The following is a 25,410-nucleotide window of genomic DNA, read 5'->3' on the forward strand; positions in this document are numbered from 1 at the left end:
AGGCCGAGGAAGCCCGCGTGGCCCTCGTTCATGTGGAAGACCTCGGGGAAGTCGCGGCCCGTGAGCTCGCTCCACGCGCGGAGCGCGCGAACGCCGCCGACGCCGAGCAGGAGCTCCTGCTGGAGGCGGTGCTCGCCCCCGCCGCCGTACAGCCGGTCGGTGACCCGGCGGAGGTCGTCGTCGTTGGCGGGGATGTCCGTGTCGAGCAGCAGCAGCGGAACGCGGCCGACGGCGGCCTGCCAGACGCGCGCGTGCATGCTGCGGCCGCCGGGCACGGCGAGCGTGACCTGCACGGGCATGCCGTCCGGGCGGCGCAGCACCGAGAGCGGGAGCCCGTCGGGATCGAGCGCCGGGTAGCGCTCCTGCTGCCAGCCGTCCGGGGCGATCGACTGCGAGAAGTACCCGGCCTTGTAGAACAGGCCGACCGCGACCAGCGGCACGCCGAGGTCGGAGGCCGCCTTGAGGTGGTCGCCCGCGAGGATGCCGAGGCCGCCGGAGTACTGCGGCAGCGCCTCGGTGATGCCGAACTCGGGCGAGAAGTACGCGATGGTCCGCGGGGTCGCGTCGCCGAGGGACTGGTACCAGCGCGGCTCGGAGACGTACGCACGCAGCGCGTCGCGCTCGTGCTCGGCCCACGAGATGAATCCGTCGTCGTGCACGAGCTCGTCGAGCCGCCGCGGGTCGACCTCGCCGAGGAACGCGATGGGATCGCGACCCGATCGGCGCCAGCCGAGGGGGTCGATGTGCTCGAACAGGCGGCGGGTCGGTTCGTGCCACGACCAGCGGAGGTTCGCGGCGAGCTCCTCGAGCGCGCCGAGGCGCTCGGGCACGACGGCGCGGACGGTGAACTTGCGGATGGGCTTCACGGATCACACCCTACGCAGCCGGATGTGTCGGCGAGGTGAACGGGCCGCCCACGACCGGATCGCGGACGCCCTCGGCGGCGGCGTCGCGGACCGACGTGCGCGCCCGGCCGCGGCCGCCCTGCCGTTCGCGACCCATCCGCGCTACGGTCGGAACGTGACCAGCCGCCCCATCCGCGCCGGCCGGATCCCCGTGACCCGGCTCACGCCCGCCCTGCCCGATCCTCGTTGGAAGCCGAAGGCGTTCTCCGGGGAGGTGGTCCCCTTCCGCGCCACGGTCTTCCGCGAAGGGCACGACCTGGTCGGTGCGATGCTGGTGCTCACGAGCCCGTCCGGCTCGCGGCAGCGGCACCGGATGTCGCCCATGGCGCCGGGGACCGACCGCTGGGAGGCGAGGGTCCGGCTCGACGAGCTCGGCACGTGGAAGTGGCGCGTCGCCGGGTTCGGCGACGAGATCGGGACCTGGGTGCACGACGCCGGCGTCAAGATCGATGCCGGCGTCGACGTCGAGCTCATGTACGAGATCGGCGCACGGCTCGCGGAGCGGGCGGCCGTCGAGGCCGGTCGACCCGCGGCCGTGCGTCGCGCGCTCACCGCGTGGGCCGCATCGCTGCGCGACGGCGACGCCGATCCGGCCGCCCGGCGCGCCCTCCTCGAGGACCAGCTCCTCGAGGAGTTCCAGGGCCGTCCGCTCGCACGCCTGACGACGCAGTCCGAGTTGCACGAGATCCTCGTCGAACGCCGCCGTGCCGGCGTCGGCTCCTGGTACGAGTTCTTCCCGCGCTCCGAGGGCGCGCGCCGCCCTCGCAAGAACGGGCCGTGGAAGTCGGGCACGTTCGAGACCGCGCAGCAGCGACTGGACGGCGTCGCCGCCATGGGCTTCGACGTCGTCTACCTCCCGCCGATCCACCCGATCGGCCTGGCGTTCCGCAAGGGTCGCAACAACACGCTCGATCCGGGACCGCACGATCCGGGCTCCCCGTGGGCCATCGGCTCGCCGGACGGCGGCCACGACACGGTGCACCCCGACCTCGGCACGTTGGAGGACTTCCGCGCGTTCGTGCGCCGCGCCGAGTCGCTCGGCATCGAGATCGCGCTCGACCTCGCGCTGCAGGCCTCGCCCGACCACCCGTGGGTCCAGGAGCATCCCGAGTGGTTCACGCAGCTGCCGGACGGCTCGATCGCCTACGCCGAGAACCCCCCGAAGAAGTACCAGGACATCTACCCGATCAACTTCGACCAGGACTTCGACGGCCTCGTCGAGGAGGTCACCCGGATCGTCCGCCACTGGATGGACCAGGGCGTGCGCATCTTCCGCGTGGACAACCCGCACACGAAGCCGCTCATGTTCTGGGAACGGCTGATCGGCGACATCAACGCCACCGACCCCGACGTCGTGTTCCTCGCGGAGGCGTTCACGCGACCCGCGATGATGCAGGCGCTCGCGATGGTCGGCTTCCAGCAGTCCTACTCGTACTTCACCTGGCGCAACACGAAGCAGGAGCTCGAGGAGTTCCTCACCAGCGTCTCGCAGGAGACCGCCGACTTCATGCGGCCCAACCTGTTCGTCAACACCCCCGACATCCTCACCGAGTACCTGCAGTTCGGCGGACCCGCGGCCTTCACGGTCCGCGCCACGATCGCCGCGACCGCCGGACCGATCTGGGGCGTCTACTCCGGGTTCGAGCTGTTCGAGTCGGTGGCGCGTCCCGGCGCGGAGGAGGCCATCGACAACGAGAAGTACGAGTACAAGCCGCGCGACTTCGCCAAGGCCGAGAAGGAGGGCACGTCGCTCGCGCTCTACCTCGGCATCCTCAACCGGATCCGCATCGCCCACCCGGCGCTCGGCCAGCTCCGCAACATCCGGTTCCACCACAGCGAGGACGACTCGGTGCTGGTGTACTCCAAGCACCTCGAGGGCCGGTTCATCGACGGGCGCGACGACGACGACCACGACACCATCCTCGTGATCGCCAACGTCGACCCGCACTCGGTGCGCGAGACGATGGTCCACCTCGACCTGCCGGCGATGGACCTGCCCGCCGGCGCCGACTTCGAGGTCGAGGACCTCGTCGAGGGCGACCGCTGGACGTGGGGCGAGCACAACTACGTGCGGCTCGACGCCTTCACCAAGCCCGTCCACATCCTCCGAGTGATCCGGAGCGCCGAATGAGCGACACGACCGCCGTCCAGCCCCCGTCCGTGCCGGACCACGTCCTCGCGGCGGTCGCCGAGGGGCGCCACCACGATCCCCATTCCGTGCTCGGGCAGCACGGCTTCGAGGCCCCGGGCGAGGGCGGTGCGCACACGGTGATCCGCGTGCGCAGGCCGCTCGCGGCGACCGTCGTCGCCGTGCTCGACGACGGCACCGAGCTGCCGCTGGAGCACGTGGCGCACGGCGTGTGGGCCGGCGCCGGCCCGTTCGGGCCGACGGGGTACCGGGTGCACGCGAGCTACGACGACGGCGGCGAGTGGACGGCGGACGACCCGTACCGCTACGCGCCCACGATCGGCGAGCTCGACCTGCACCTGATCGAGGAGGGCCGGCACGAGGAGCTCTGGCGCGTGCTGGGCGCGCAGCACCGCGAGTACCCGTCGGCGACGGGGCCGCTCCGCGGCGTCGCGTTCACGGTCTGGGCGCCGCACGCGCGCGCCGTCCGCGTGGTCGGCGACTTCAACCACTGGGACGGCGCGGGGTCCGCGATGCGCAACATGGGCTCGAGCGGCGTGTGGGAGCTGTTCGTGCCGGGCGTCGAGCCGGGCACGGCGTACAAGTTCGAGATCCTCTCCCCCGCCGGCCACTGGCTGCAGAAGGCCGATCCGATGGCTCGCCGTGCCGAGATCGCCCCGGCCACCGCGTCGGTCGTCTCCGAGAGCCACCACGAGTGGGCGGATGCGGAGTGGATGCAGGAGCGCGGCGCACGCAACCCGCACGAGCTCCCGATGAGCATCTACGAGCTGCACCTCGGCTCGTGGCGCCCCGGCAAGGGGTACCGCGACGTCGCCGACGAGCTCATCGAGTACCTGCAGTGGCTCGGGTACACGCACGTCGAGTTCCTGCCCCTCGCCGAGCACCCGTTCGGCGGATCCTGGGGCTACCAGGTCACGGGGTACTACGCGATCACCAGCCGCTTCGGCTCGCCCGACGACCTGAAGTACCTGATCGACCGGCTGCACCAGGCCGGGATCGGCGTGATCATGGACTGGGTGCCGGGGCACTTCCCGAAGGACGAGTGGGCGCTGGCCCGGTTCGACGGCGAGCCCCTGTACGAGCACGCCGACCCCCGGCGCGGAGAGCAGAAGGACTGGGGCACGCTCGTCTTCGACTACGGCAACCCGCGCGTGCGCAACTTCCTCGTCGCGAACGCGCTGTTCTGGCTCGAGGAGATGCACGTCGACGGGCTGCGGGTCGATGCCGTGGCTTCCATGCTGTACCTCGACTACTCCCGCGAGGAGGGCGAGTGGCTGCCGAACGAGTACGGTGGGCGCGAGCACCTCGAGGCGATCGGCTTCCTGCAGGAGGCCACGGCGACCGCGTACAAGCGGAATCCCGGCATCGTCATGATCGCCGAGGAGTCGACCAGCTGGCCGGGAGTGACCGCGTCGACGAGCTCGGGCGGACTGGGCTTCGGCTACAAGTGGAACATGGGGTGGATGCACGACACGCTCCAGTACGTCCACCGCGACCCGATGTACCGCTCGTACCACCACGGCGAGCTCACGTTCTCGTTCCTCTACGCGTTCAGCGAGCACTTCATCCTGCCGATCAGCCACGACGAGGTCGTGCACGGCAAGGGCTCGCTCGTGCGCAAGATGCCGGGCGACCACTGGCAGCAGCTTGCGAACACCCGCGCCTACCTGGCGTACATGTGGGCGCATCCGGGCAAGCAGCTCCTGTTCATGGGACAGGAGTTCGGCCAGCTCTCGGAGTGGAGCGAGGAGCGCGGCCTCGACTGGTGGATCCTCGACCAGCCGAGCCATCGCAAGCTCGCCGAGCTCGTCGGGCAGCTGAACCGCACCTATGCGAACACGCCCGCGCTGTGGGAGCTCGACGACGACTCGACCGGGTTCGACTGGGTCGAGGGCGGGGCCGACCAGCTCAACGCGATCGCGTTCCTGCGCTACGACCGCGAGCGGAGACCGCTGCTGTGCGTCGTGAACTTCGCCGGCCGTCCGCACGAGGGCGTCCGGCTCGGGCTGCCCTCGGCGGGTCGCTGGCGCGAGGTGCTCAACACCGATGCCGAGGAGTTCGGCGGATCCGGTGTGGGCAACCTCGGCGGGGTCGTGGCCGAGGAGGAGCCCTGGGGCGGCAAGCCCGCGTCGGCGCTGTTCACCCTGCCGCCGCTCGGAGCGCTCTGGTTCCAGCCGGAGTGAGGTCGCGTCGGCCCCGGGTGAGCTCGGTCAGTAGAGGAGGGTCGCGAGCCGTCGACGGGCCGCGCTGACGCGCGGGTCCTCGACGCCGACCACTTGGAACAGCTCGAGCAGCCGCTCGCGGAGGCGGTTCCGACCCGCGGGGTCCTGGGCCGGGAACAGGTCGAGCAGGCGCCCGAACGCGTCCTCGACGTGCCCGCCCGACAGGTCGAGGTCGGCGACGTCGAGTTGGGCGTCGAGGTCGTCCGGCGCCGCCGCGGCGCGGTTGCGGATGTCGTCCAGGGTCTTGCCCTGGAGTCGCCGCAGCAGCTCGGCCTGCGCGAGGCCGGCCACGGCGAGGTCGTCGCGCGGGTCCTGTGCGATCGCGGTCCGGTACGCGGCCGCCGCGGCCTCGTAGTCGCCGCGGCTGATCGCGTCGAACGCCTCCTGGTGCAGCGGCGGCAGCGGCTCCTCCGCGGGCTCCTCCTCGGTCGCCACGTCGTCGCCATCGGCGGCGGCGGCGGGAACCCGGCCGGTCACGCCGTTGCGCTCGGCGATCTCGAGCAGCTGGTCGAACACCTGGGAGACGACGTCGTCGGGCTGCACGCCCTCGAAGAGCGGGACGGGCTGCCCGCCGACCAGGGCGATGACGGTGGGGACGGCCTGGGCCTGCAGCGCCTGGACGAGCTGCGGGCTGCGGTCGGCCTCGACGGGGGCGAGGACCAGGCGGCCCTCACGCGCCTCGACGAGCCGCTCGAGCGACGCGACCAGCTGGGTCGACTGCTCGCTCCACGACGCCCACAGCACGAGGACGACCGGGACCGTGCGCGAGAGCTCGAGCACCTGGCCGAAGGTCTGGTCGTCGACGGCGGCGACGTACCCGCTCGGCGCGCCGCCGGGCGCCGCGGTGGCGCCGTCGGGCGCGCGCCGCTCGTTCCGGTCGACGAGCGAGGACAGGTCGACCGCCCCGCGCAGGTTGGCGGGCTCGTTCGGGGGGAACGGGTTCGTCACTTGACCTCCGATGCTCCGATCAGGGATTCGGACCAGCCCAGCACGCGGATCTTCTCGTCGGTACCGACGGCCGGAACGTAGAACAGCAGTTGGATGCCGACCTCGCGCTGCACGCCCTTCGCGCTCTTCTCGTCGAAGCCCGACAGCGCCGCACCCGGCTGGCCCTCCTGGAATCCCACGGTACCGCCGTCGTTGGGCGTGACCTTCTCGGTCTGCTCGATCGAGACCGCGACGAGCGCACCCGAGTCGTTGGTCGCGAGCGCCACCGTCGGGCTGTCGCCGACCTCGTTCGAGAACTTCACGTCGGCCGTGTCAGGGACGCCGTCGCGGATCGCCTTCTGGCCCTCCGGCCCGAGCTGCTGGAGGATGACGTCGCCCTCCGGGTCGAAGAACTCCGCGAACTCCGACTCCTCGCCCTTCAGCAGCAGGTCGGCGTACGCGGGCGCGACCTGGCCGGTGGGCATGATCAGGCCCTTGAACTCCGGGTTGATGGGCGGGGCGCCGATCGAGGCCGGTGCGACCTCGGGCACGTCCGCGTTCGGGACGAGGGCGGTCGCGTACAGGACCTTGTAGTTCTCGCGTGGCGAGTCCTGGCGGAGCACCAGCGCGGTGGGCGCGACCGTCTCGTCGTCGTTGTTCTTCGCGATCGTGAGGACCGTGCGCGGCCAGGCGCTGACCTGCTGCGGCAGCGTCAGCGTCAGCGGCGAGGCCGGGATGGCGGGCAGCGCCGCGTGGTCCGGCAGCGACTTTCGGATCGCGTAGTTCGCCTTCCGGGCCTCGAGCGCCGGACCGGTGAACCGCTCCCCGAGCCGCTTGGAGTCGGCCTCCGCGTCGATCTCGCTCGTGAACACCGCGATGCGGCGCATGATGCGCTCCATCTGGGGCACCGTCACGGCGGGCACCACTTCGGGAGCCGAGGGCTCGTCGGTGGCGTCGGTCGTGTCGTCGCCGGCCTCCGGCTGCGTCTCGGCCGGGGTCGCCGGCGCCGTGGTCTCGGGAGCCGAGGAGAAGTCCGGCCAGTACTCCGACGAGCACCCGGAGAGCGCGATCGCGGGAACGAGCAGCATCGGGAGGACGGCGATGCGCGTGGCCCGGCCGGATCCTCGGCGTGGACCCGAGCCGGTCACCGCTGCGCGGCCGGAGCGAGGCGGACGGGGTGCGCGCATGAGCTTGCCCTTCGGGCCCTTCGGCAGGTTCCGGCGCGGGCCGCGCGACCGGCGGTGTGCGATGGCTCCCGAGATGACGAGGATGATGCCGACGAGGAAGAGCAGGCCGCCGCCCGCCATGAGCGGACCGGCCCACGGGGTGGAGTTGTCGAGCGGCCACGCGACGACGATGCGGCCGGGGGCCGGGGCGGTGCCGTCGGAGGCGAGCAGGATCGAGATGCCGTCGGGCACGTCGACGGTGGTGGTGAGCGTGCGATCGCCGCTGAACTCGTCGAGCCACAGGTCACTGCCCGCCGGCGATGCCGCCGGGTCCGGCTCGGCGTCATCCGCCTCGGCCTCGGGCTCCTCGGTCGCCCCGCCCGGTGTCGGGTCCGCGACGGGGTTCGCCACGACGACGTCGCTCACCAGCGCTGCGGTCGCGGCGTCGTAGCCGACCGAGACGTACGGCTCCTCGCCGATCCACGCCAGCACGTCCTCCGTGCGACCGTAGGAGAGGTACACCGGGCCGCCGCCGGACACCGTGACGGTCTGCTTTCCGGGATTGGCGGCGAGCGCCTCGGGCGTCAGCACCGTGTAGCTGGCCTGGTTCTCCACCACCGTTCCGAGGGAGACCTTGTCGGGCTCGAGGAAGACGGTCCGCTGGGCGATGCCGAAGCCGACCATCACGGCGGCAGCAGCGAACGCCAGGATGGCGAAGACGAAACGCACTCGGGGAACCTCCAGGCCGCTGGGGCGGCGTCGGACAAAGACACCCAACACTAGCGACGCAGTCTGGGAGTCCGCTAACCGGAGTCTGGATGGCGATGGCTGTCCACGCCGGGGCTCGGGCCGTATGATCGGATGCGACCCGCGCGCCCCCACACAACCCCCCACAACGCGGGACACGGACCCCGGAGGAAGAATTGGCCGTCGAAGAGACCGAGTTCACGCAGGTATTCCGCGGATACGACAAGGACGAGGTCGACCGGAGCCTCAACCAGCTCCGCCGCGAGATCATCACCGCGAACAACGCGACGGGCGACCTCCAGAAGGAGAACAAGCGCCTTCTCGCCCGCATCGAGGAGCTCACCGGCGAGCTCGAGGAGGTCGGCAGTCCGACCTTCTCCGGCCTCGGCACGAAGCTCGAGAACACCCTCCGCGTCGCGGAGGAGCAGTCGACCCGCCTCATCGCGCAGGCCGACATCGACGCCGAGAAACTGCGCCGCGCCGCCGAGGACGAGGCGCACCTCATGCGCTCCGACGCCCACGAGCTCGCCGAGCGCACGCTGAGCGAGGCCCGCGCGCAGGCGAACCGCCTGCTCGAGAACGCCCGCGCCGAGGCCGACGACATGGTCTCCCGCGCCCACGAGGCCAGCGAGCAGCTGCGCGAGGACGCGAACCGCGATGCGGCCTCGATCCGTGGCACCGCCTCCACCGAGGCCGCCGAGGTCCGCGCGACCGCCAAGCGCGAGTCCGGCGCGGTCGTCGCCGAGGCCGAGCGGAAGGCGGCCGAGATGCTCGTCGCTGCGAACACCGAGGCGAACGAAGCCCGGGCGGCCGCCGCCGGCCTCCAGGAGGAGACCGAGCAGACGCGCGCCGAGGTCGCGGTCGAGCTCGACCAGAAGCGCGCCGAGCTCGCGAAGGAGACCGAGCAGGCCCGCATCGACCTGGCCCGCGAGACCGAGCAGGCGCGACTCGACCTCGAGCGCGAGAGCGCCGAGGCCCGCGCCGGCATCGAGGCCGAGGTCGAGCAGCGTCGCGCCGAACTCGAGCACGAGCTCGAGCAGGCCCGCACCGACCTCGACCGCGAGCTCGAGGCCGAGCGCGTGAAGCTCTCCCAGGAGCGCGAGCAGGTGACCGTCGACCTCGACCGCGAGGCCGAGACCGCCAAGCTGAAGCTGCAGCACGAGCTGGAGCGCGTGCGCGCGAAGCACGCCGCCGAGCTCGAGCAGATGCGTGCCGACCTCGCGCTCGAGCAGGAGCAGGCGCGGGCCGACTTCGAGGCCGAGGCCGAGCAGGCCCGGATCGACCTGGACAACCAGCTCACGTCGATGAAGAAGAAGACCACGCACGAGGTCGACCGCATGCGCCGCGAGATCGAGCGCGCGCGCATGGACCTCGACGCGGAGCTCGCGACCAAGCGCGACGAGGCCGAGCAGGAGCTCCTTACCGCCCAGCAGGAGGCCAACGAGCAGACCCGCAAGTTCCTCGAGGACGCCAACACCGAACTGGCCGAGGCCGTCGCGCGCACGAACGACGCGCGCGCCGAGGCCGAGCGCCTCGAGACCGAGGTCCGCACCGAGGCCGCCGACGCCCGCGAGAAGGCGGACGAGGAGGCCCGCGACCGGGTCGCCGCCGCGCACGCGCAGGCCCGCAAGCTCATCTCCGACGCCGAGGAGCGCACGCGCGCCCTCGTGGCGGACGCCGAGGACCGCCTCGCCCAGATTAAGATCGAGCGAGACGCGGTCGCGGGCTACTTCGAGAGCCTGCGCGGCGTGCTCACCCAGGCGGAGCAGGTGGCCGGCAAGAAGTAGCCGAGACGAGGGAGCGCGATCGGTGAGGATCCAGAACGCGTTCCGTGTGGCCCTCGTCGGCACGCTCGGTGTCGGCGTGGGCCTCGTCATCCTGTCGGCGGTCGCGAGCCTGTCGACGATCCTCACCTACATCGGAGCAGCACTCTTCCTGGCCCTCGGCCTCGAGCCCGCCGTGAGCGGGCTCGAGCGCCGGGGGCTCGCCCGTTGGGCCGCGATCGTGCTCGTGATCCTCGGCGTCGCGGCCGTCGTCGCCGCGCTGCTCATCGCGGTCATCCCGATCATCGTCGACCAGGTGGCCGAGCTCATCGCGCAGGTCCCCCGGATCATCGCGCAGGTCAACCAGGTCGACTGGATCGCCTGGCTGCAGGAGCAGTTCCCCCTGCTCCTCATCGATGAGATCAGCGCACAGGCGGGCGCCGCGCTCACCGAGTTCTTCACGAACCCGAACCGCCTGAGTGAGCTGCTCGGCGGGGTCTGGGCGGTCGCGCTGGCGATCGGCGGCGGTGCGTTCGCCGTGATCGTCGTCGCGGTGCTCACGATCTACTTCACGGCGTCGCTCGACGCGATGAAGCGCGCCACCTACCAGCTCGTCCCGGCATCGCGCCGCGCCCGGTTCGCCGACCTCACCGAGCAGATCACCCAGTCGGTCGGCCGGTACGTCATCGGCCAGGTCTCCCTCGCGGCGGTCAACGGGTTCCTGAGCTTCACGTTCCTCTCGATCATCCGGGCACCGTTCCCGGCGGTGCTGGCCTTCATCGCGTTCCTGTTCTCACTCGTCCCGCTCGTCGGCACGCTCACGGGCTCCGTGATCATCGTCCTGGTCTGCCTCATCCCGGGCATCGGGTCCCCGCTCACGGCCCTCGTCGCGGCGATCTACTACCTCGTCTACATGCAGGTCGAGGCGTACGTGCTCTCGCCGCGCATCATGAGCCGCGCCGTCAAGGTGCCCGGCGCGCTGGTGGTCGTGGCCGCACTGGCCGGCGGCGCGCTGCTCGGGATCCTCGGCGCGCTCGTCGCGATCCCGGTCGCGGCGGCCGTCCTGCTCATCATCAAGCAGGTCGTGATCCCGCGGCAGAACGAACGCTGATCGCCGCGGCCCCGTCGTCACGCCAGCAGCGCTCTCCGGGCGGCCGGGCGCGAGTCAGGTCGGCGTCGCGGCGGGCCACTGCGTCGGCAGCGGCAGCGCGGAGGGGTTCACCGCGCGGACGACCTCCTCGAGCACGCGTCGCGTCTGGGTCTCACCGACCCAGAGGTGCTTGCCGCCCTCGACGTCGATCCGGGTGAGGTTCGGCAGGCCGGCGAAGCGCTCCGCCGCCTCGGCCGGGCGCAGGTAGTCGTCGTGCTCGGGGATGAGTGCCACGACCGGGACGCTCGCCGAGCGCCAGCGCAGCAGCTCCTCCTCGCTCGTGCGGTGCAGCGGCGGCGAGAGCAGGACGGCGCCCGCGATGCCGTGCTCGAGGCCGTACTTCAACGCGAGCTCGGTGCCGAAGGACCACCCGACCAGCCACGGGTTCGGCAGTCCGCGCTCGGCGACGAACCGCATCGCGGCCGCGACGTCCGCTCGCTCGGTCACGCCATGACCGAACTCGCCGTCGCTGGTTCCGCGCGGCGAGGTCGTGCCCCGCGTGTTGAAGCGCAGCACGGCGAGGTCCGCGAGCGCGGGCAGGCGCGCGGAGGCCTTCCGCAGGATGTGCGAGTCCATGAACCCGCCGGCGGTCGGCAGCGGATGCAGCGTGACGAGCGTCGCGACCGGGGCGCGCTCGAGCGGCACGGCGAGTTCGCCCACGAGCCGCAGCCCGTCGTCGGTGCGCAGCTCGATCTCCTCGCGCCGGGCCGGCAGCTCGACGCCCGCACGGATCTCGATCATGGTCTCGTCGTTCACGTCGGTCCGATCCTCCAGCAGTGCGTGTGCCAATGCCTCCGCGAGGCCAGGTCTGCGGCGTCGCCGAGGACGCCGTCGGCGCGCCACGCCACGAGGTGCGCGACGCCCGGCTCGATCTCGAGCCCGCAGCCCGGGCAGAGGTAGGCCTTCACGGCCTGGGCCTCGGTCACGGGCTGCACGTTCCACTCGCGTCCGGCGCGGACCTCGGTGCGGCGCCATCCGGTGGTCAGGCGCGCGAGGTCGAGCTCGGGATGGGGCTCGCGCCCGCGCGCGGCGCGGCCGCGGGAGCGGTTCGAGCGGGCCATCGGTCCAGTCTACGGTCGGGCGTCAGTACCAGCCGACGCTCTGCGAATGCGCCCATGCGCCGCACGGCGTGCCGTACCGGCCCTGGATGTACCCGAGTCCCCATTCGATCTGCGTGCCGGCGTTCGTGGCCCAGTCGGCGCCTGCGGTCGCCATCTTGTCCCCCGGCAGGGCCTGCGGGATGCCGTAGGCGCCGCTCGAGGCGTTGTAAGCGTTCACCCGCCAGCCCGACTCCTTGTTCCAGAGCGCCACGAGGCAGTCGAACTCGGTCGACGGCCAACCGCGCGCGGCGACCGCCTGGGCGCCGTACGCCTGCGCCGACCCCGGATCGGGCACGACAGCGGGCGGGGCCCACCCGGCCGACGAGGCGGGCTCGGGCTCGGGCTCGTCGGGCTTGGCCTCGACGACGTACCCCTCTGAGGCGATGGCGACCGACGAGTACCCGTCGTCGGGCCGGATCTCCTGCGTGGCCTCGCCGCCGAAGCGATCGATCGCGACGTACGTCGAGGTGGCGGTCGCGCCCGAGTACGGGTCGACGACGTTGACGAGCAGGAAGCTGACGGAGGCGGCGAAGGCGAACACGACCGTCGTGACCTGCTTGACCGGACCGGTCACGCGGTCGCGTGTGCTCGAGGCCGAGCGGACGGGGTCGCCGGCCGGCCGGCCGGAGGCGATGCGCTGGGGCACGGGAGCGGGACCCGAGGCTCGTGCGGCGCGTGCCGACGGCGCCGGATGGACGGATGCCGGTCGGACGGAGGTCGGAACCGTGCGTCGCGCGCGATCGTCGGCCGCGGCGTCGTCACGTGCCCACCGCTCCCGGACGGCATCCATCGGCGCGTCGTCGAATCCATCCGTATGCCTGCCCACGATTGGATGAGTGTATCCGAGCGACTCATCCCGGGCGAACCGGCGCTCGCTCACCGGACCGCGAGCATCACGTCGACGACCGCGTCGAGCACGAGGTCGACCTGGGCCTCGCGGTATCCCCCGCGCTGAGCGCTGAACACGACCCCGCGGACCTCCTCGATCGACACCGGCCACCCGTCGCGGAAGTACCGGGTGAGGCGGTCCGCGAAGGCGTCGACCTCGCGGACGTGGTAGCCGACCGCCAGGCGGCTCACGCGCTCGAACCGAGCCGCCTCGGGACGGGCGAGCCGGTTCGCGACGACCTGGGCGGTCGTGCGCGCCTCGGCGAGCCACGCCTCGTCGCCGTGGAGGCGGGAGGCGATCTGCCGCTCACGGAACGCGAACGCGTCCTCCAGGCGCTCGAGCGCGGCGTCGACGTGCGAGGTCGAGTAGCCGCCCTTCTGCATGGCGAACGCGGTCAGGCGGATCCGCTCGGCGTCGAGGTCCTCGTCGCCCGAGCCGGGGCGGCCGTCGTACGCGCGACGGGCACGCCGCAGGAACTCCTCGACCTCGGTCGTCTTGTAGCCCATCTGGTTCCTGCGGGCACGGGGGAACGTCGCATCCACGGCACCAGTATCGCTCACGAGCACGGCAAATCCCGCACGCTCAGCCGAAGAGGTGGAACGCGGCGAACGCGACCGCGGCGGACGGCAGGATCGAGTCGAGCCGATCGAGGAATCCTCCGTGCCCGGGGAGCCACGAGCTCATGTCCTTGATGCCGAGGTCGCGCTTGATCAGCGACTCGGCGAGGTCGCCCAGCGTGGCCGTGAGGAAGATGGCGGCGCCGAAGATGAGCCCGAACCACCAGGGTTGGCCGAGCATGAAGATCGCCAGGAGGACGCCGGCGACGAGGCTCGCGGCCGCACCGCCCGCGAACCCCTCCCAGGTCTTCTTCGGGCTGATCACGGGTGCCATCGGGTGCTTCCCGAACGCCAGGCCCGACGCGTAGGCGCCGGTGTCGGACGAGACGGCGAGGATGATGAACGCGAGCGTCCACCACTGGCCGCCATCGGCGGCGACGAGCACGACCGCGAAGGTCGCGAGGAACGTCACGTAGGCCTGGACGAAGACGCCGGCGCCGAGGTCGGCCGCGAGGCTGCGGGTCTCGGCGCGCACGCCCGGTGAGGCGTGCTGCACGAGGCGCCACACCACCACGAGGAGCATGCCCGCGAGGACCCCGACCAGCTGGCCGGCGGCTCCACCGTAGTAGGCGACCGGGACCGCGACGATCGCGACGAAGACGGTCGGGATGCGCGGCACGCGGTAGCCGCCGTTGCGCAGCGCCGTCGCGAGTTCGGAGCTCGAGAACGCGGCCATGACGACCGCGAACACCATGAACAGCTCCTTGAAGACCAGGAGGCTGAGCAGGAGCGCGCCGCCGAACCCCAGGCCGATCAGGATGGCGACGAGCAGGTTGCGGCCGGTCCGGGCGTTGATCCGTTCCTGCGCCTCGTCGAACTGCGCGCGCGACGCCTCGAACTGGCGCTCGAGGTCGACCCGGCGCGCGTGCAACTGCGCCCGCAGCTCCTCTCGCGTCGACTGCCGGTGGTCCTCGGCGTCCGACCGATCGTCCTCAGGGACCCCCGTCATCGTGTGCCTCAGACCTCGAGGAGTTCGGCTTCCTTGCGCTTGAGCGCGTCGTCGACCTGGTCGACGTGCGACTTCGTGATGTGCTCGAGCTCCTTCTCGCCGCGCACGACCTCGTCGTCGCCGACCTCGCCCTTGAGGGACTCGAGGTCGTCCTTCGCCTTGCGCCGGATGTTGCGGATCGACACGCGGCCGTCCTCCGCCTTCGCGCGGACGATCTTCACGAACTCCTTGCGGCGCTCCTCGGTCAGCTCGGGGAGCGTGACCCGGATGAGGTTGCCGTCGTTCGTCGGGTTCGCGCCGAGGTTCGGGGTGTCGCGGATGGCCTGCTCGATGTCCTTCATCGCACCCTTGTCGTACGGGGTCACGACGAGCGTGCGAGCCTCCGGGTTGCTCAGCGAGGCGAGCTGCGCGAGGGGCGTCGGCGTGCCGTAGTAGCTCACCATGATCTTCTGGAACAGCTGCGGGTTGGCGCGGCCGGTGCGCACCGACGCGAAGTCGTCCTTCGCGACCTCGACGGCCTTCTGCATGCGGTCACTTGCTTCGGACAGTACATCCGCGATCACGGGGACTCCTTCTCTCGGGCTCGGGACAGTCTATCGATCGGTGCTCGGGTCGCCGTTGCTCACGACGGTGCCGATCCGCTCGCCGAGGATCGCCTTGGTGACGTTGCCGGCGGGCTCCATGCCGAAGACGATCATGGGCATGCCGTTGTCCATGCACAGGCTGAACGCAGTCGAGTCGACGACCTTGAGACCGCGCTGCAGAGCCTCCTGGTAGCTGATCCGGTCGATCTTGTGGGCGTCGGGGTTCGTGCGGGGGTCGTCGGAGTAGACGCCGTCGACGCCGTTCTTCGCGACGAGCACCTCGTCGGCGCCGATCTCGAGGGCGCGCTGCGCGGCGACGGTGTCGGTCGAGAAGTACGGCAGGCCCGCGCCGGCGCCGAAGATCACGACGCGGCCCTTCTCGAGGTGGCGCTCAGCGCGGCGCGGGATGTAGGGCTCGGCGACCTGGGTCATCGAGATGGCGGACTGGACCCGCGTCTCGGCGCCGGCCTGCTCGAGGAAGTCCTGGAGGGCGAGCGCGTTCATCACGGTGCCCAACATGCCCATGTAGTCGGCCCGACCGCGGTCCATGCCGCGCTGGCTGAGTTCCGCGCCGCGGAAGAAGTTGCCGCCGCCGACCACGATCGCGACCTCGACGGTGCGCGCGGCATCCGCGATCTCGCGGGCGAGCGAGCTGACGACGTCGGGGTTGACCCCGAGTGCACCGCCACCGAACGCCTCACCCGACAGCTTGAGCAGCACCCTGCGCTGGTGTTCCGTCATCCCCGACCGATCCTTCCCCTCTGGGGTCAAAACTAGTGGTTCCCGGTCGCCGGCGCAGTGCCGACGGGCCGGTGCCGCACGCGGGGCCCCGAGGGACCCGCGCACAGCAAAGGAGCCCGGACCGCGGGATGCGGTCCGGACTCCCCTGTCACGTGTTACGCGCCGACCTTGAATCGGGCGAAGTCGGTCACCGTGAGACCGGCGTCCTGCAGGACCTTGGCGACGGACAACTTGTTGTCCTTGGCGTAGTCCTGCTCGAGCAGCGCGACCTGCTTGAAGAACGCGGTGAGGCGACCCTCGACGATCTTCGGGAGGGCGGCCTCGGGCTTGCCCTCCTCGCGGGTGATCTGCTCGACGAGCGCGCGCTCCCGCTCGACGGCCTCGGCCGGGACGTCCTCACGGGTGAGGTACTCCGGCGCCGCGAACGAGATGTGCTGCGCGATCGACCGCGCGGTCTCCGCGTCGTCGCCCGCGTAGCCCAGGACCACGCCGACCTGCGGGGGCAGGTCCTTCGAGGTCTTGTGCAGGTAGATCGAGAACTGCTCGCCCTTCACGAGGCGGACGCGGCGGAGCTCGACCTTCTCGCCGAGGATCGCGGCCTCGCCGTCGATGAGCTCGGCGACGGTCCCGGTCTCGGCCGGCGCGGCCAGAGCGGCCTCGACGGACTCGGCGCGGGCGGCGGCGACGGCCGCGAGCACGCGGTCGGCGAGGCCGACGAACTTCTCGCCCTTGGCGACGAAGTCGGTCTCGCAGGCGAGCTCGATGAGCGTCGCGGTGCCGTCGCGGTTGTCGACGGCGGCGACGAGGCCCTCGGAGGTCGAGCGGTCGGCGCGCTTGGCGTTGCCCTTCGCACCCTTCAGGCGCAGGATCTCCGTCGCCTTCTCGATGTCGCCGTCGGCCTCGACGAGCGCGTTCTTGGTGTCGGTCATGCCGGTCCCGAGCTGCTCGCGGAGCGCCTTGATGTCGGCGATGCTGACGTTGGCCATGTGGAATGGACTCCCTGTCGTGTCGGAGTGGGTGTAAAGGTGCCGGTTACTCGGCGGCGGCAGCGGCCGCAGCGTCGGCGTCGGCCTCGGACTCGGTCGCGGCGACCTCGGTGGCCGCCTCGTCGACGACCTCGGCAGCCTCGGCCTTGGCCTCGGTCTTCGTCTCCGCGACCTTCTCGGTCTCGGCGGAGGCCTGCTCCGGGGTGGTCTCCGAGCCGGCGTTCAGGAGCTCCTGCTCCCACTCGGCCAGCGGCTCGGCCTCCTGGCCCTCCTCGGGCTTCTGGTGGCGCTGGATGAGGCCCTCGGCCGCGGCGTCGGCGACGATGCGGGTGAGCAGGCTCACCGAGCGGATGGCGTCGTCGTTGCCCGGGATCGGGTACTGGACCTCGTCCGGGTCGCAGTTGGTGTCGAGGATGGCGATCACGGGGATGCCGAGCTTCTTCGCCTCGTCGATGGCGAGGTGCTCCTTCTTGGTGTCCACGACCCAGAGCGCCGACGGCGTCTTCGAGAGGTTGCGGATGCCGCCGAGCGACTTGTGCAGCTTGTCGAGCTCGCGCTTCTTGAGGAGGAGCTCCTTCTTGGTGAAGCCGGAGGTCGTGCCCTCGAAGTCGAGCTCCTCGAGCTCCTTCATGCGGGCGAGGCGCTTCGACACCGTCGAGAAGTTGGTGAGGAGGCCGCCGAGCCAGCGCTGGTTGACGTAGGGCTGGCCGACGCGAGTCGCCTGCTCGGCGATGGACTCCTGCGCCTGCTTCTTGGTGCCGACGAAGAGGATGGTGCCGCCGTGGGCGACCGTCTCCTTCACGAAGTCGTAGGCCTTGTCGATGTAGGCGAGCGACTGCTGAAGGTCGATGATGTAGATGCCGGAACGCTCGGTGAAGATGAACCGCTTCATCTTCGGGTTCCAACGGCGGGTCTGGTGCCCGAAGTGCACGCCGCTGTCGAGCAGCTGGCGGATGGTGACGACGGCCATGGCCGTACTCCTTTGTTCTCAGTTGATGTCCCGGCCGGCGGCCGGGAGCCCTGGTGCCCGGCACGGCTCCGCCGGCTCTTGCGAGCGGGACTGAATGGAGTCGGTGGCCGAATGGGCACGCGTAGTCGCCCCGACATGCGGGACGCTCCGCACATGCTATCACGGCGGGCCCGGGCGACCCCTCCTCACCGGGGCCGACCGGAGGCACTCCATCCACGGCGTGCGAGGGGTCGATCGCGTCGTCGCGCGCGCGGCCGAGACTGGCGACATGGAGCGGATGGGACGAGCACGGCGGTTCGTGAACCGAGCGGCCACGGCGCTGGTCGCGACGTCGTGCCTGCTCGCCGCCGCGACGCCCGCCGGCGCCGACGCCATGGCGTCGGCCCGATCGCGATCGGCGGGTTCCGCGGCGTGGGCCGGTTCCGAGACGTCGGCCGGCTCTGCGACGTCGACGAACGTCGACCTTCGCGCGACCGCTGAGCACGGCGACGGGGCGCGGTGGGCGTGGCCGGTGACACCGCCCGTGCTCCTCCTCGAGCCGTTCCGCGCGCCGCCCACGCCGTACGGCTCGGGTCATCGCGGCCTCGACCTCGCCGCGGAGCCCGGGGGCGTCGTCGTGGTCCCCGACGACGGGCTGGTGACCTTCGCTGGTCGCGTCGTCGATCGAGACGTCATCGTCGTCGACCACGGTGACGGGGTCGTGAGCGCGATGGAGCCCGTGGGAGCCGAGGTCGGGGCAGGCACGCTCGTGCGCCGGGGCGATGTCGTCGGGCGGGTCGGCGAGGGCGGTCACTGCGACGGGCGGTGCGTGCACCTCGGCGTCAGGCTCGACGGGGCCTACGTCTCTCCCCTGCTCTGGCTCGGCGGCGTCCCCCGCGCGGTGCTGCTGCCGTCGGGGTGACGTCGTTCGCCCGGCGACCGCGGATGCCCGGATTCACGCCCGCGGATGGGCCGTGCGGTAGGTCTGCTTCAGCCGTTCAGCCGAGACGTGGGTGTAGATCTGCGTCGTTCCGAGGCTCGCGTGCCCGAGGAACTCCTGCACCGCACGGAGGTCGGCGCCGCCGTCGAGCAGGTGGGTGGCGGCACTGTGCCGGAAGGCGTGCGGACCCGACGGCCCGGTTCCCTGAAGCCCTTCGAGCAGCCGGGCGACGAGCCGGTGGACCGCTCGGACGCCGAGTCGCCCGCCTCGGACGCCGACGAACATCGCCGTCGAGGCCGCATCGGCCCGCTCGAGGATCGCCGGTCGCGCCGACGCGAGATAGCGATCGATCGCCCGCGCCGCGGGCGCACCGTATGGCACGACCCGTTCCTTCGACCCCTTGCCGGTGACGAGCACGGTGCGGTTGCCGCGATCGAGGTCGCCGACGTCGAGGCCCACGAGCTCGGAGACCCTGAGGCCGCACGCGTAGAGCAGTTCAACGACGGCGAGATCGCGCTGCGCGATCGGGTCGCCCGCATCCGCCCGCGACTGCATGGTCGCGAGCAGGTCGGCGACGGCCGGCGCGGACACGACGCGCGGGAGCGACCGCTTCGCGCGGGGGGCGCGCAGTCGTGCGGCCGGGTCGGACCCGATGCGCCCCGTCCGCTCGAGCCACGCGGTGAACCCGCGCGCCGACGCAGCCCGGCGGGCGACGGTCGCGCGCGCCGAACCGGCCTCGGTGGCCTCCCAGAGCCAGTCGCGAAGGAGGTCCAGGTCGAGGTCGGCGGCTCGCCCCGCACCGCGACGCTCGAGGAATCGCACGAGATCGGCGAGATCGGAAGCGTACGCGGAGATCGTGTGCGCCGAGTAGCCGCGTTCGAGCCGAAGGTGCTCCGCGTACGCATCGACGGCGAGGTCGAGCCCGCCCTCCTCGCGCGGATCGCCCACGGACACCGGTGAACCCGGGTCAGGCATCCGTGATCCATTCGCGCTTGCGCGAGAACTTGTCCAGACGGCCCTCCTCGTCGAGCGCCTCGACCTCGGCGAGGAATCGTTCGCCGAAGCTGGTGATCTCGCCGTGCGCGCCCACCGGCACGACCGAGGTGACCACGGCGTCGTCGAAGCAGTGGACGAGCGAGAAGGACCGCCCGCCATCGATGCCGACGAGGTGCCGAGGCGGAGCCGAGAGGTCCATCGTGTAGGCGAGCGCGCCCGCCACCGAGACCGGGATGCCCTCGAACATGCCCTGAGTCGGGTAATGGAGGTGTCCTCCGAGGATGGCTCGGACGTCGCGGTCGCGGAGCACCTCGGCGAAGTCGTCCTGGCCGCGCAGCTCGAGGATGTCCATGAGCGCCAGCGGCGTGGCGAGCGGCGCGTGGTGAAGGGCGACGAGCGTGCCGTGCGGCGCGGGTTCCGCGAGGACCTCGTCGAGCCAGTCGAGCGTCTCCGGTTCGAGCCTGCCGTGGTGGTAGCCGGGCACGCTCGAGTCGACGGCGACGATCCGCAGTCCGTCGAGGTCGATGACCTGGTTGACGGGCGCCTCCCCGCCACCCTCCTCGCCGAGGAGCACGGAGCGGAACGGCTCACGCTCGTCGTGGTTGCCCATGACCCAGATCAGCCGGGCACCGGTCGCCTCGGCGACGGGCGCGAGCGTGGCGCGGACGCGACGGTACGCGTCCTCCTCGCCGAGGTCGGCGACGTCGCCGCTCACGAGGATCGCGTCGAGTCCCCCGGTCATCCGCATCAGTTGCGCGGCCGCCTGCTCGAGGTGGGCGACGGTGTCGGCGCGCCCGCCGAGCAGTGCACCTCCGGCGAGGAGGTGGGTGTCGCTGAGGTGGGCGATGACGTGCCGCGCCGCGGGGTACCTGCCCAGTCGAGGATGATCCATGTCTACCTCCGCCGCCAGCCTAGGACCAGACGAGGCGACCGCGCTCGCCGACTTCCCGGGGCGTCGCCGAACCGGATCACGAAGGCCGTCGTCGGACCCACCCGTCTGCCCTGGCCGCTGCCAGCCCGACGGCTTCGAGCGCACCGAGCGCTCCGAGGACCACGGGCACCGTGGTTCCCGAGCGCTCGACCAGTTCGCCGACCGTTCGGGCGCGTTGCGGCCCGAGCGCGTCGAACACCCGGCCCTCGTCACCGGACAGGGCGTCCAGCAATCCCGACCCGCGACCGAGTACGGCCCCGTCGTCCACGAGGCCTCCCCCGGCGTTCGCGACAGTCCGTTCGGGCACCAGCTCCGCCATCTGCGCGGCGTCGGTCACGCAGACCGCGTCGTACTCGCGCAGGAGTCGGTGGCAACCCGCCGACGCCGGGCTCGTGACCGGTCCGGGCACGGCACCCAGCGGGCGGCCCAGCGCCGAGGCGTGCCCCGCGGTGTTCAGGGAGCCGGATCGCATGCCCGCCTCGAGCACGACCGTCGCATCCGACGCCGCTGCGATCAGTCGATTCCGTTGGAGGAACCTCCACCGCGTCGGTGCCGCCCCGCAGGCGAGCTCCGAGGCCACGGCACCCGTCTCCGCGACCCGCGTGAGCAGGGACTCGTGCCCGGCGGGGTAGAACCGGTCGACACCGCCCGCGAGGAATGCGATCGTGTCGCCGCCGCTCGCCAGCGCCGCACGATGCGCGGTGCCGTCGATTCCGTACGCCCCGCCGGAGACGATCGTGATCCCGCGGTCGACGAGGCCGGCGGCGGACTCGGCGGTGACGTGCACGCCGTAGTTCGTCGCCGCTCGAGCCCCGACCAGGGCGATCGACCGACCCTGCGCCAGCGCGCCCACGCGACCCCGCACCCAGAGCGCGAGTGGCGCGTGCGCGTCGAGTCCGCGCATCCCGTCCGGCCAGTCGTCGTCTCCCGGGACCACCAGCCGCGCGCCGATCCGCGCCGCCTGGGCGAACGCACGCCCGAACGCCGCATCGTCGAGCCGGGGCCGCCAGCGTCCGAGGCCCGCGTCGATCTCCCGTGCCTCGAGCGTGGAACCCGCCTCGGTCGCTTCGGCGTGCAGGTCTCCGACCGTCACGTCCGATCGGACCGCATCCGCCACGCGCCCGACGCCGAGCACGGAGACGAGCCCGCCCATCACCCCGTCACCGGGTTCGGACACGAAGCCGAGCATCGCCGCTGCGACGACATCGGTCGTCGACACGTCGTCGCTCGCCTTCCGCACCGCGACGATCTCGGAGGCGAGCCCAACGGCCAGGCGGCCGAGCGCGCTCACGCCGCCATCCCCTGGCGCATGCCGAGCGCGCGACCCACGTGCTGCGCGGTGGGCCGGTCGGCGCCCTCGAGATCGGCCAGTGTCCATGACACCTTCAGCACCCGGTCGTAGCCGCGCATCGTCACGCTGCCGAGCTCGAGCGCGCGGTCGAGCATCCGCGTCGCGTGACCACCGGGGTGCATGCCGCCTTCGCCGCGCAGCCAGGGCCCCGGGACCTCCGCATTCGTCCGCCAGGGCGTGCCGGCCAGTCGGGCCGCCGCCGCGGCCCGGGCCCCTCCGACGAGCGTTCGGGCGGCATCCGAGGTCAGGCGCTCGCCGGATTCCCCGGTCCGGAGGATCGCGGGGGTGACGCGGTGCACCCAGAGGCGAAGGTCGACGCGGTCGAGGAGCGGGCCCGAGATCCGGGAGAAGTACCGACGCCTCGCCGCAGGCGGACACGTGCACGACTCGGACGGCGAGTCGCCGCCGCCGCACGGGCACGGGTTCGCCGCGAGGACGAGCTGGAACCTCGCGGGATAGCTCGCGACGGCGTTCGCACGATGGATGCTGATCTCCCCCGACTCCAGTGGCTGGCGCAGCGCGTCGAGCACCGCCGCCGGGAACTCGGGCGCTTCATCGAGGAAGAGCACCCCGTGGGAGGCGCGCGCCGCCGCGCCCGGCCGGATCACCCGGCTTCCGCCGCCCACCATCGCCGCCGCGGACGTCGTGTGGTGGGGTGCCTCGAACGGCGGGCGCGTCGACAGCTCACGACCGACGCGCCGACCCGCGAGCGAGCGCAGCGACGCGACCTCGAGGGCGGCGTCGGGCGTGAGGTCGGGCAGGATGCCGGGGAGGCGTGAGGCGAGCATGGTCTTGCCGGCACCGGGCGGGCCGGCGAGCAGCAGGTGGTGGCCGCCCGCCGCAGCGGTGAGCAGCGCCTCCACGGCCTGGGGGTTCCCGATCACGTCCGCGAGGTCGCCGAGGCCGCGGGGGGCACCGGGGCCCTGGTCGCCCGACGATTGCCCGTCTTCGTCGCTGGACACCGCGGCGGCGACCACGGCATCGTCGAACCGACCGCCGTGGAGCACCGCGGCCTCGATCAGGGAGCCGACGGGCACGACCTCGACGTCGGGGACCAGTCGCGCCTCATCGGCGTCCGGCGAAGGGACGACGACCCGTCGGTGGCCGGCGCGGGCCGCAGCCAGCACCGCCGGGAGGATGCCGTGGGTGGCGCGGAGTCGTCCGTCGAGCCCGAGCTCGCCGAGGTGGACCGCCGCCGCGACGGACTCCCGGTCGACCGTCCCGGCAGCGGCGAGGCAGGCCATCGCGATCGCCAGGTCAAAACCATAGAATATACATATGAGCCCGAGGAAATTGACCAGAGCCGCTGCCGTACCCCTCGCGATCGCGGCAGCGGTCGCTCTGAGCGGGTGCAGCGCTCCCCCGCCGCGAGACGATCTGGTCGAACGGTTCCTGATCGAGCTGGAGACCGAGTCGCTCGGAAAGGACCACCCCTACAATCTCGAACTCGCCGAGGTGATGGCCGACGACGCGCTGGAAGGTGAGTGCGGCGCGGACGAATACTGGAAGGGGTTGATGATGGCCCCGCCCTCGCGCAAGCAGTACGCCTGGGCTGCTACGTGCTCCTCCTACTTCGGGTCGGATATGACCGACGAGCAGATCCAGCAGTCGAAGGAACTCATCCTGCAGGCGGCGATGGACGGGATGGAAGAGCCGGAGCCGGAGCCCGCGGCGACCCAGGCTCCCCCACCGTCGCCCGCCGCCACGCCCGTGACCCTGACGGACGGGCAGCGCGCGACGCTCGACGCGACGTTCGGCCGCTCACTGGGGTCGGACGGGCCGCTCGGCACCTACTGCCCGATGGACGAGGCCGGGCGTTCCTACTACGCCGATCTCGTCGCGCGCCAGTTCGACGGCTACACGCCCCAGATCGTGCTGGCCTACCTCGAGGAGGCGTGCGTGTCATGAGCACCGGTCGAGCCGCCATCTACGCCCGGATCAGCCGCGACGCTGAGGGCGAGCGTCTGGGCGTGAATCGCCAGATCGAGGACTGCCGCGCGCTCGCGGCCCGCCTCGGGTACGAGGTGGCGGACGAGTACGTCGACAACGACATCAGCGCGTCGACCAAGAGCCGGAAGCCGCGGCCGATGTACGCGGAGATGCTGAGCGAGGCGCGAGCCGAACGGATCGACGCGATCCTGGCCTACAGCAACAGCCGCCTGACCCGACGCCCGCGCGAGTTCGAGGACCTGATCGACCTGCACGAGCGACACGGAGTCCAGATCCACACCGTGGCCTCGGGCAGTTTCGACCTCGCGACGGCCGATGGGCGCCGGATGGCCCGCTTCCTCGCGGGCGAGGCGACGGCTGAGGCAGAGCGGACCGCCGAGCGGACGAAGCGCGCGAAGGAGCAGATGGCGGCCAGCGGCGAGTACCGCGGCGGGAGGCGGCCGTACGGCTACCGGAAGGGCGGCATGGTGCTCAAGTCCTCAGAGGCGGCGGTGATCCGCGATGCGACGAGCGCTGTGCTGGCAGGGCGGAGCCTGAGCGGAATCGCACGCGACCTGAATGGGCGACGGATCAAGACGTCGACGGGGAAGGACTGGACCTCGGTTCAGCTACGCGACGTGCTCACGCGCCCGCGCAACGCGGGGCTGATCTCGCACGGCCAGGTCGGCCGGAAGGGCTTCGAGATCGTCGGCCCGGCGAAGTGGCCGGCCATCGTGGACGAGGACACGTGGCGAGCGCTCATGGACAAGCTCACCGACCCGTCGCGACGCACCCAACAGGGCAGCGACACGAGGTGGCTGGGCTCGGGCATCTACCGCTGCGGCATCGAGGGCTGCGGCGCCGTCCTCCGGGCCGCGGCGTTTGGAGGGACGAACGCGCGACCGAACCACGTTCGGAAGTACCACTACCGGTGCTCGGGCGCGGCGCACCTGATGGTGTTGCAGGAGCCCACGGATGCCTACGTGCGTGACGTCGTGGCCGAGCTCGTGCGCGACCCGCGGGTGATTGCCGCGCTCAGCCCGAAGGCACCGGACCTCAGCGCTGAGCGCGAGCGCCGGGCTGTGCTGGAGACTCGGCTCTCGACCTTCGAGCACGACTACGCGCTCGGAGACCTCACCGGCGCGCAGCTGCGGAAGGCGACCGAGACGGTGAAGCAGGCGATCGAGGAGATCGACGCCGCGCTCGCGAACGCCGTGCAGCGATCGGCGGCCTCACCGGTAGTCGGCGCGGCCGACCCGGGACAGGCGTTCCTCGACGCGCCGATCGACGTGCAGCGTGCCGTACTCGCGACGGTGCTCCGCGTCGAGGTGCTGCCCCGACCCGAGGGAATGCGGGGGAAGGCATGGACTGCCGACAGGCTGAGACTGACGCCCGCTGTCTAGCGACTCGTAGGCGCAC

23 protein-coding genes are annotated in these 25,410 nt (G+C 71.8%); 7 read left to right on the forward strand and 16 right to left on the reverse strand.

Annotated features, from left to right (window positions below):
* Positions 1 to 866 (reverse strand): alpha-glucan family phosphorylase (glgP, locus tag ABME01_RS09635; protein ID WP_353828190.1); only part of this gene is annotated, 866 nt, incomplete at its 3' end.
* Between the two features lie 154 nt (positions 867 to 1,020).
* On the opposite strand from glgP, the gene ABME01_RS09640 reads away from it, so the two are divergent.
* Together ABME01_RS09640 and glgB are read left to right on the forward strand one after the other, a co-directional pair.
* Positions 1,021 to 3,036 (forward strand): alpha-1,4-glucan--maltose-1-phosphate maltosyltransferase, encoded by a 2,016-nt coding sequence (locus ABME01_RS09640; protein ID WP_353828191.1) that lies wholly within the window; start codon positions 1,021 to 1,023, stop codon positions 3,034 to 3,036.
* Complete coding sequence (gene glgB / locus ABME01_RS09645; RefSeq protein WP_353828192.1) at positions 3,033 to 5,237, forward strand: 1,4-alpha-glucan branching protein GlgB; 2,205 nt, start codon at positions 3,033 to 3,035, stop codon at positions 5,235 to 5,237. The genes ABME01_RS09640 and glgB overlap by 4 nt, the downstream gene beginning before the upstream one ends.
* Before the next feature lie 27 nt (positions 5,238 to 5,264).
* Here the strand turns inward: glgB and ABME01_RS09650 are convergent, their stop codons facing one another.
* Both ABME01_RS09650 and ABME01_RS09655 read right to left on the reverse strand, forming a co-directional pair.
* On the reverse strand, positions 5,265 to 6,224 hold the full coding sequence (locus tag ABME01_RS09650) for a tetratricopeptide repeat protein (protein ID WP_353828193.1): 960 nt from the start codon (positions 6,222 to 6,224) through the stop codon (positions 5,265 to 5,267).
* A complete protein-coding gene (locus ABME01_RS09655; RefSeq protein WP_353828194.1) occupies positions 6,221 to 8,098 on the reverse strand; it encodes a DUF8094 domain-containing protein in 1,878 nt (625 codons plus the stop codon). The genes ABME01_RS09650 and ABME01_RS09655 overlap by 4 nt, the downstream gene beginning before the upstream one ends.
* A gap of 194 nt (positions 8,099 to 8,292) precedes the next feature.
* Here ABME01_RS09655 and ABME01_RS09660 point away from each other — a divergent pair, with 194 nt between their 5' ends.
* Together ABME01_RS09660 and ABME01_RS09665 are read left to right on the forward strand one after the other, a co-directional pair.
* A complete protein-coding gene (locus ABME01_RS09660; protein WP_353828195.1) occupies positions 8,293 to 9,903 on the forward strand; it encodes a DivIVA domain-containing protein in 1,611 nt (536 codons plus the stop codon).
* 22 nt (positions 9,904 to 9,925) lie between these two features.
* Positions 9,926 to 10,990, forward strand: coding sequence for an AI-2E family transporter (locus tag ABME01_RS09665; RefSeq protein WP_353828196.1), 1,065 nt, complete (start codon positions 9,926 to 9,928; stop codon positions 10,988 to 10,990).
* 54 nt (positions 10,991 to 11,044) lie between these two features.
* Here the strand turns inward: ABME01_RS09665 and ABME01_RS09670 are convergent, their stop codons facing one another.
* From ABME01_RS09670 to rpsB, 9 genes are all read right to left on the reverse strand, one after another.
* Positions 11,045 to 11,770, reverse strand: coding sequence for an alpha/beta hydrolase (locus ABME01_RS09670; protein ID WP_353828296.1), 726 nt, complete (start codon positions 11,768 to 11,770; stop codon positions 11,045 to 11,047).
* 11 nt (positions 11,771 to 11,781) lie between these two features.
* Positions 11,782 to 12,090 carry an Rv1322 family protein gene (locus ABME01_RS09675; protein ID WP_353828197.1) on the reverse strand — a complete coding sequence of 103 codons (309 nt, stop codon included), beginning with the start codon at positions 12,088 to 12,090 and terminating at the stop codon, positions 11,782 to 11,784.
* A 22-nt stretch (positions 12,091 to 12,112) separates the two neighbouring features.
* Positions 12,113 to 12,775, reverse strand: coding sequence for an aggregation-promoting factor C-terminal-like domain-containing protein (locus ABME01_RS09680; RefSeq protein WP_353828198.1), 663 nt, complete (start codon positions 12,773 to 12,775; stop codon positions 12,113 to 12,115).
* A gap of 230 nt (positions 12,776 to 13,005) precedes the next feature.
* Positions 13,006 to 13,560 (reverse strand): DivIVA domain-containing protein, encoded by a 555-nt coding sequence (locus tag ABME01_RS09685; RefSeq protein ID WP_353828199.1) that lies wholly within the window; start codon positions 13,558 to 13,560, stop codon positions 13,006 to 13,008.
* 40 nt (positions 13,561 to 13,600) lie between these two features.
* A complete protein-coding gene (locus ABME01_RS09690) occupies positions 13,601 to 14,584 on the reverse strand; it encodes a phosphatidate cytidylyltransferase (protein ID WP_353828200.1) in 984 nt (327 codons plus the stop codon).
* 8 nt (positions 14,585 to 14,592) lie between these two features.
* Positions 14,593 to 15,147: a ribosome recycling factor gene (gene frr, locus ABME01_RS09695; RefSeq protein WP_353828201.1), complete on the reverse strand. Its 555-nt coding sequence runs from the start codon at positions 15,145 to 15,147 to the stop codon at positions 14,593 to 14,595.
* A gap of 30 nt (positions 15,148 to 15,177) precedes the next feature.
* Positions 15,178 to 15,909 carry a UMP kinase gene (pyrH, locus tag ABME01_RS09700; protein WP_353828202.1) on the reverse strand — a complete coding sequence of 244 codons (732 nt, stop codon included), beginning with the start codon at positions 15,907 to 15,909 and terminating at the stop codon, positions 15,178 to 15,180.
* A gap of 155 nt (positions 15,910 to 16,064) precedes the next feature.
* Entirely contained in the window at positions 16,065 to 16,895 is an 831-nt protein-coding gene (tsf, locus tag ABME01_RS09705; protein ID WP_353828203.1) for a translation elongation factor Ts, read from the reverse strand.
* Positions 16,896 to 16,941: 46 nt separating this feature from the next.
* Positions 16,942 to 17,865: a 30S ribosomal protein S2 gene (gene rpsB / locus ABME01_RS09710; RefSeq protein WP_353828204.1), complete on the reverse strand. Its 924-nt coding sequence runs from the start codon at positions 17,863 to 17,865 to the stop codon at positions 16,942 to 16,944.
* 268 nt (positions 17,866 to 18,133) lie between these two features.
* On the opposite strand from rpsB, the gene ABME01_RS09715 reads away from it, so the two are divergent.
* The gene (locus ABME01_RS09715; RefSeq protein WP_353828205.1) at positions 18,134 to 18,766 is read left to right on the forward strand and encodes a M23 family metallopeptidase; all 633 of its coding nucleotides are present in this window, start codon (positions 18,134 to 18,136) and stop codon (positions 18,764 to 18,766) included.
* Positions 18,767 to 18,799: 33 nt separating this feature from the next.
* On the opposite strand, the gene ABME01_RS09720 is transcribed toward ABME01_RS09715, so the two are convergent.
* The 4 genes from ABME01_RS09720 to ABME01_RS09735 all read right to left on the reverse strand — a co-directional run bounded on the left by ABME01_RS09720 (position 18,800) and on the right by ABME01_RS09735 (position 23,459).
* Positions 18,800 to 19,759, reverse strand: coding sequence for a tyrosine recombinase XerC (locus tag ABME01_RS09720; protein WP_353828206.1), 960 nt, complete (start codon positions 19,757 to 19,759; stop codon positions 18,800 to 18,802).
* Positions 19,752 to 20,672, reverse strand: coding sequence for a metallophosphoesterase (locus ABME01_RS09725; RefSeq protein WP_353828207.1), 921 nt, complete (start codon positions 20,670 to 20,672; stop codon positions 19,752 to 19,754). Before ABME01_RS09725 ends, ABME01_RS09720 begins: the two co-directional genes overlap by 8 nt.
* A 76-nt stretch (positions 20,673 to 20,748) precedes the next feature.
* On the reverse strand, positions 20,749 to 22,002 hold the full coding sequence (gene dprA, locus ABME01_RS09730) for a DNA-processing protein DprA (protein ID WP_353828208.1): 1,254 nt from the start codon (positions 22,000 to 22,002) through the stop codon (positions 20,749 to 20,751).
* On the reverse strand, positions 21,999 to 23,459 hold the full coding sequence (locus ABME01_RS09735; RefSeq protein WP_353828297.1) for a YifB family Mg chelatase-like AAA ATPase: 1,461 nt from the start codon (positions 23,457 to 23,459) through the stop codon (positions 21,999 to 22,001). The genes dprA and ABME01_RS09735 overlap by 4 nt, the downstream gene beginning before the upstream one ends.
* On the opposite strand from ABME01_RS09735, the gene ABME01_RS09740 reads away from it, so the two are divergent.
* Together ABME01_RS09740 and ABME01_RS09745 are read left to right on the forward strand one after the other, a co-directional pair.
* Positions 23,341 to 23,970 carry a hypothetical protein gene (locus tag ABME01_RS09740; RefSeq protein WP_353828209.1) on the forward strand — a complete coding sequence of 210 codons (630 nt, stop codon included), beginning with the start codon at positions 23,341 to 23,343 and terminating at the stop codon, positions 23,968 to 23,970. The genes ABME01_RS09735 and ABME01_RS09740 overlap by 119 nt on opposite strands.
* Positions 23,967 to 25,394, forward strand: a complete 1,428-nt coding sequence (locus tag ABME01_RS09745; RefSeq protein ID WP_353828210.1) for a recombinase family protein — start codon at positions 23,967 to 23,969, stop codon at positions 25,392 to 25,394. The genes ABME01_RS09740 and ABME01_RS09745 overlap by 4 nt, the downstream gene beginning before the upstream one ends.
* Positions 25,395 to 25,410: the final 16 nt, after the last annotated feature.

Origin of the sequence: Agromyces litoreus, from assembly GCF_040496015.1 — a bacterium.
GTDB lineage: Bacteria > Actinomycetota > Actinomycetes > Actinomycetales > Microbacteriaceae > Agromyces > Agromyces litoreus.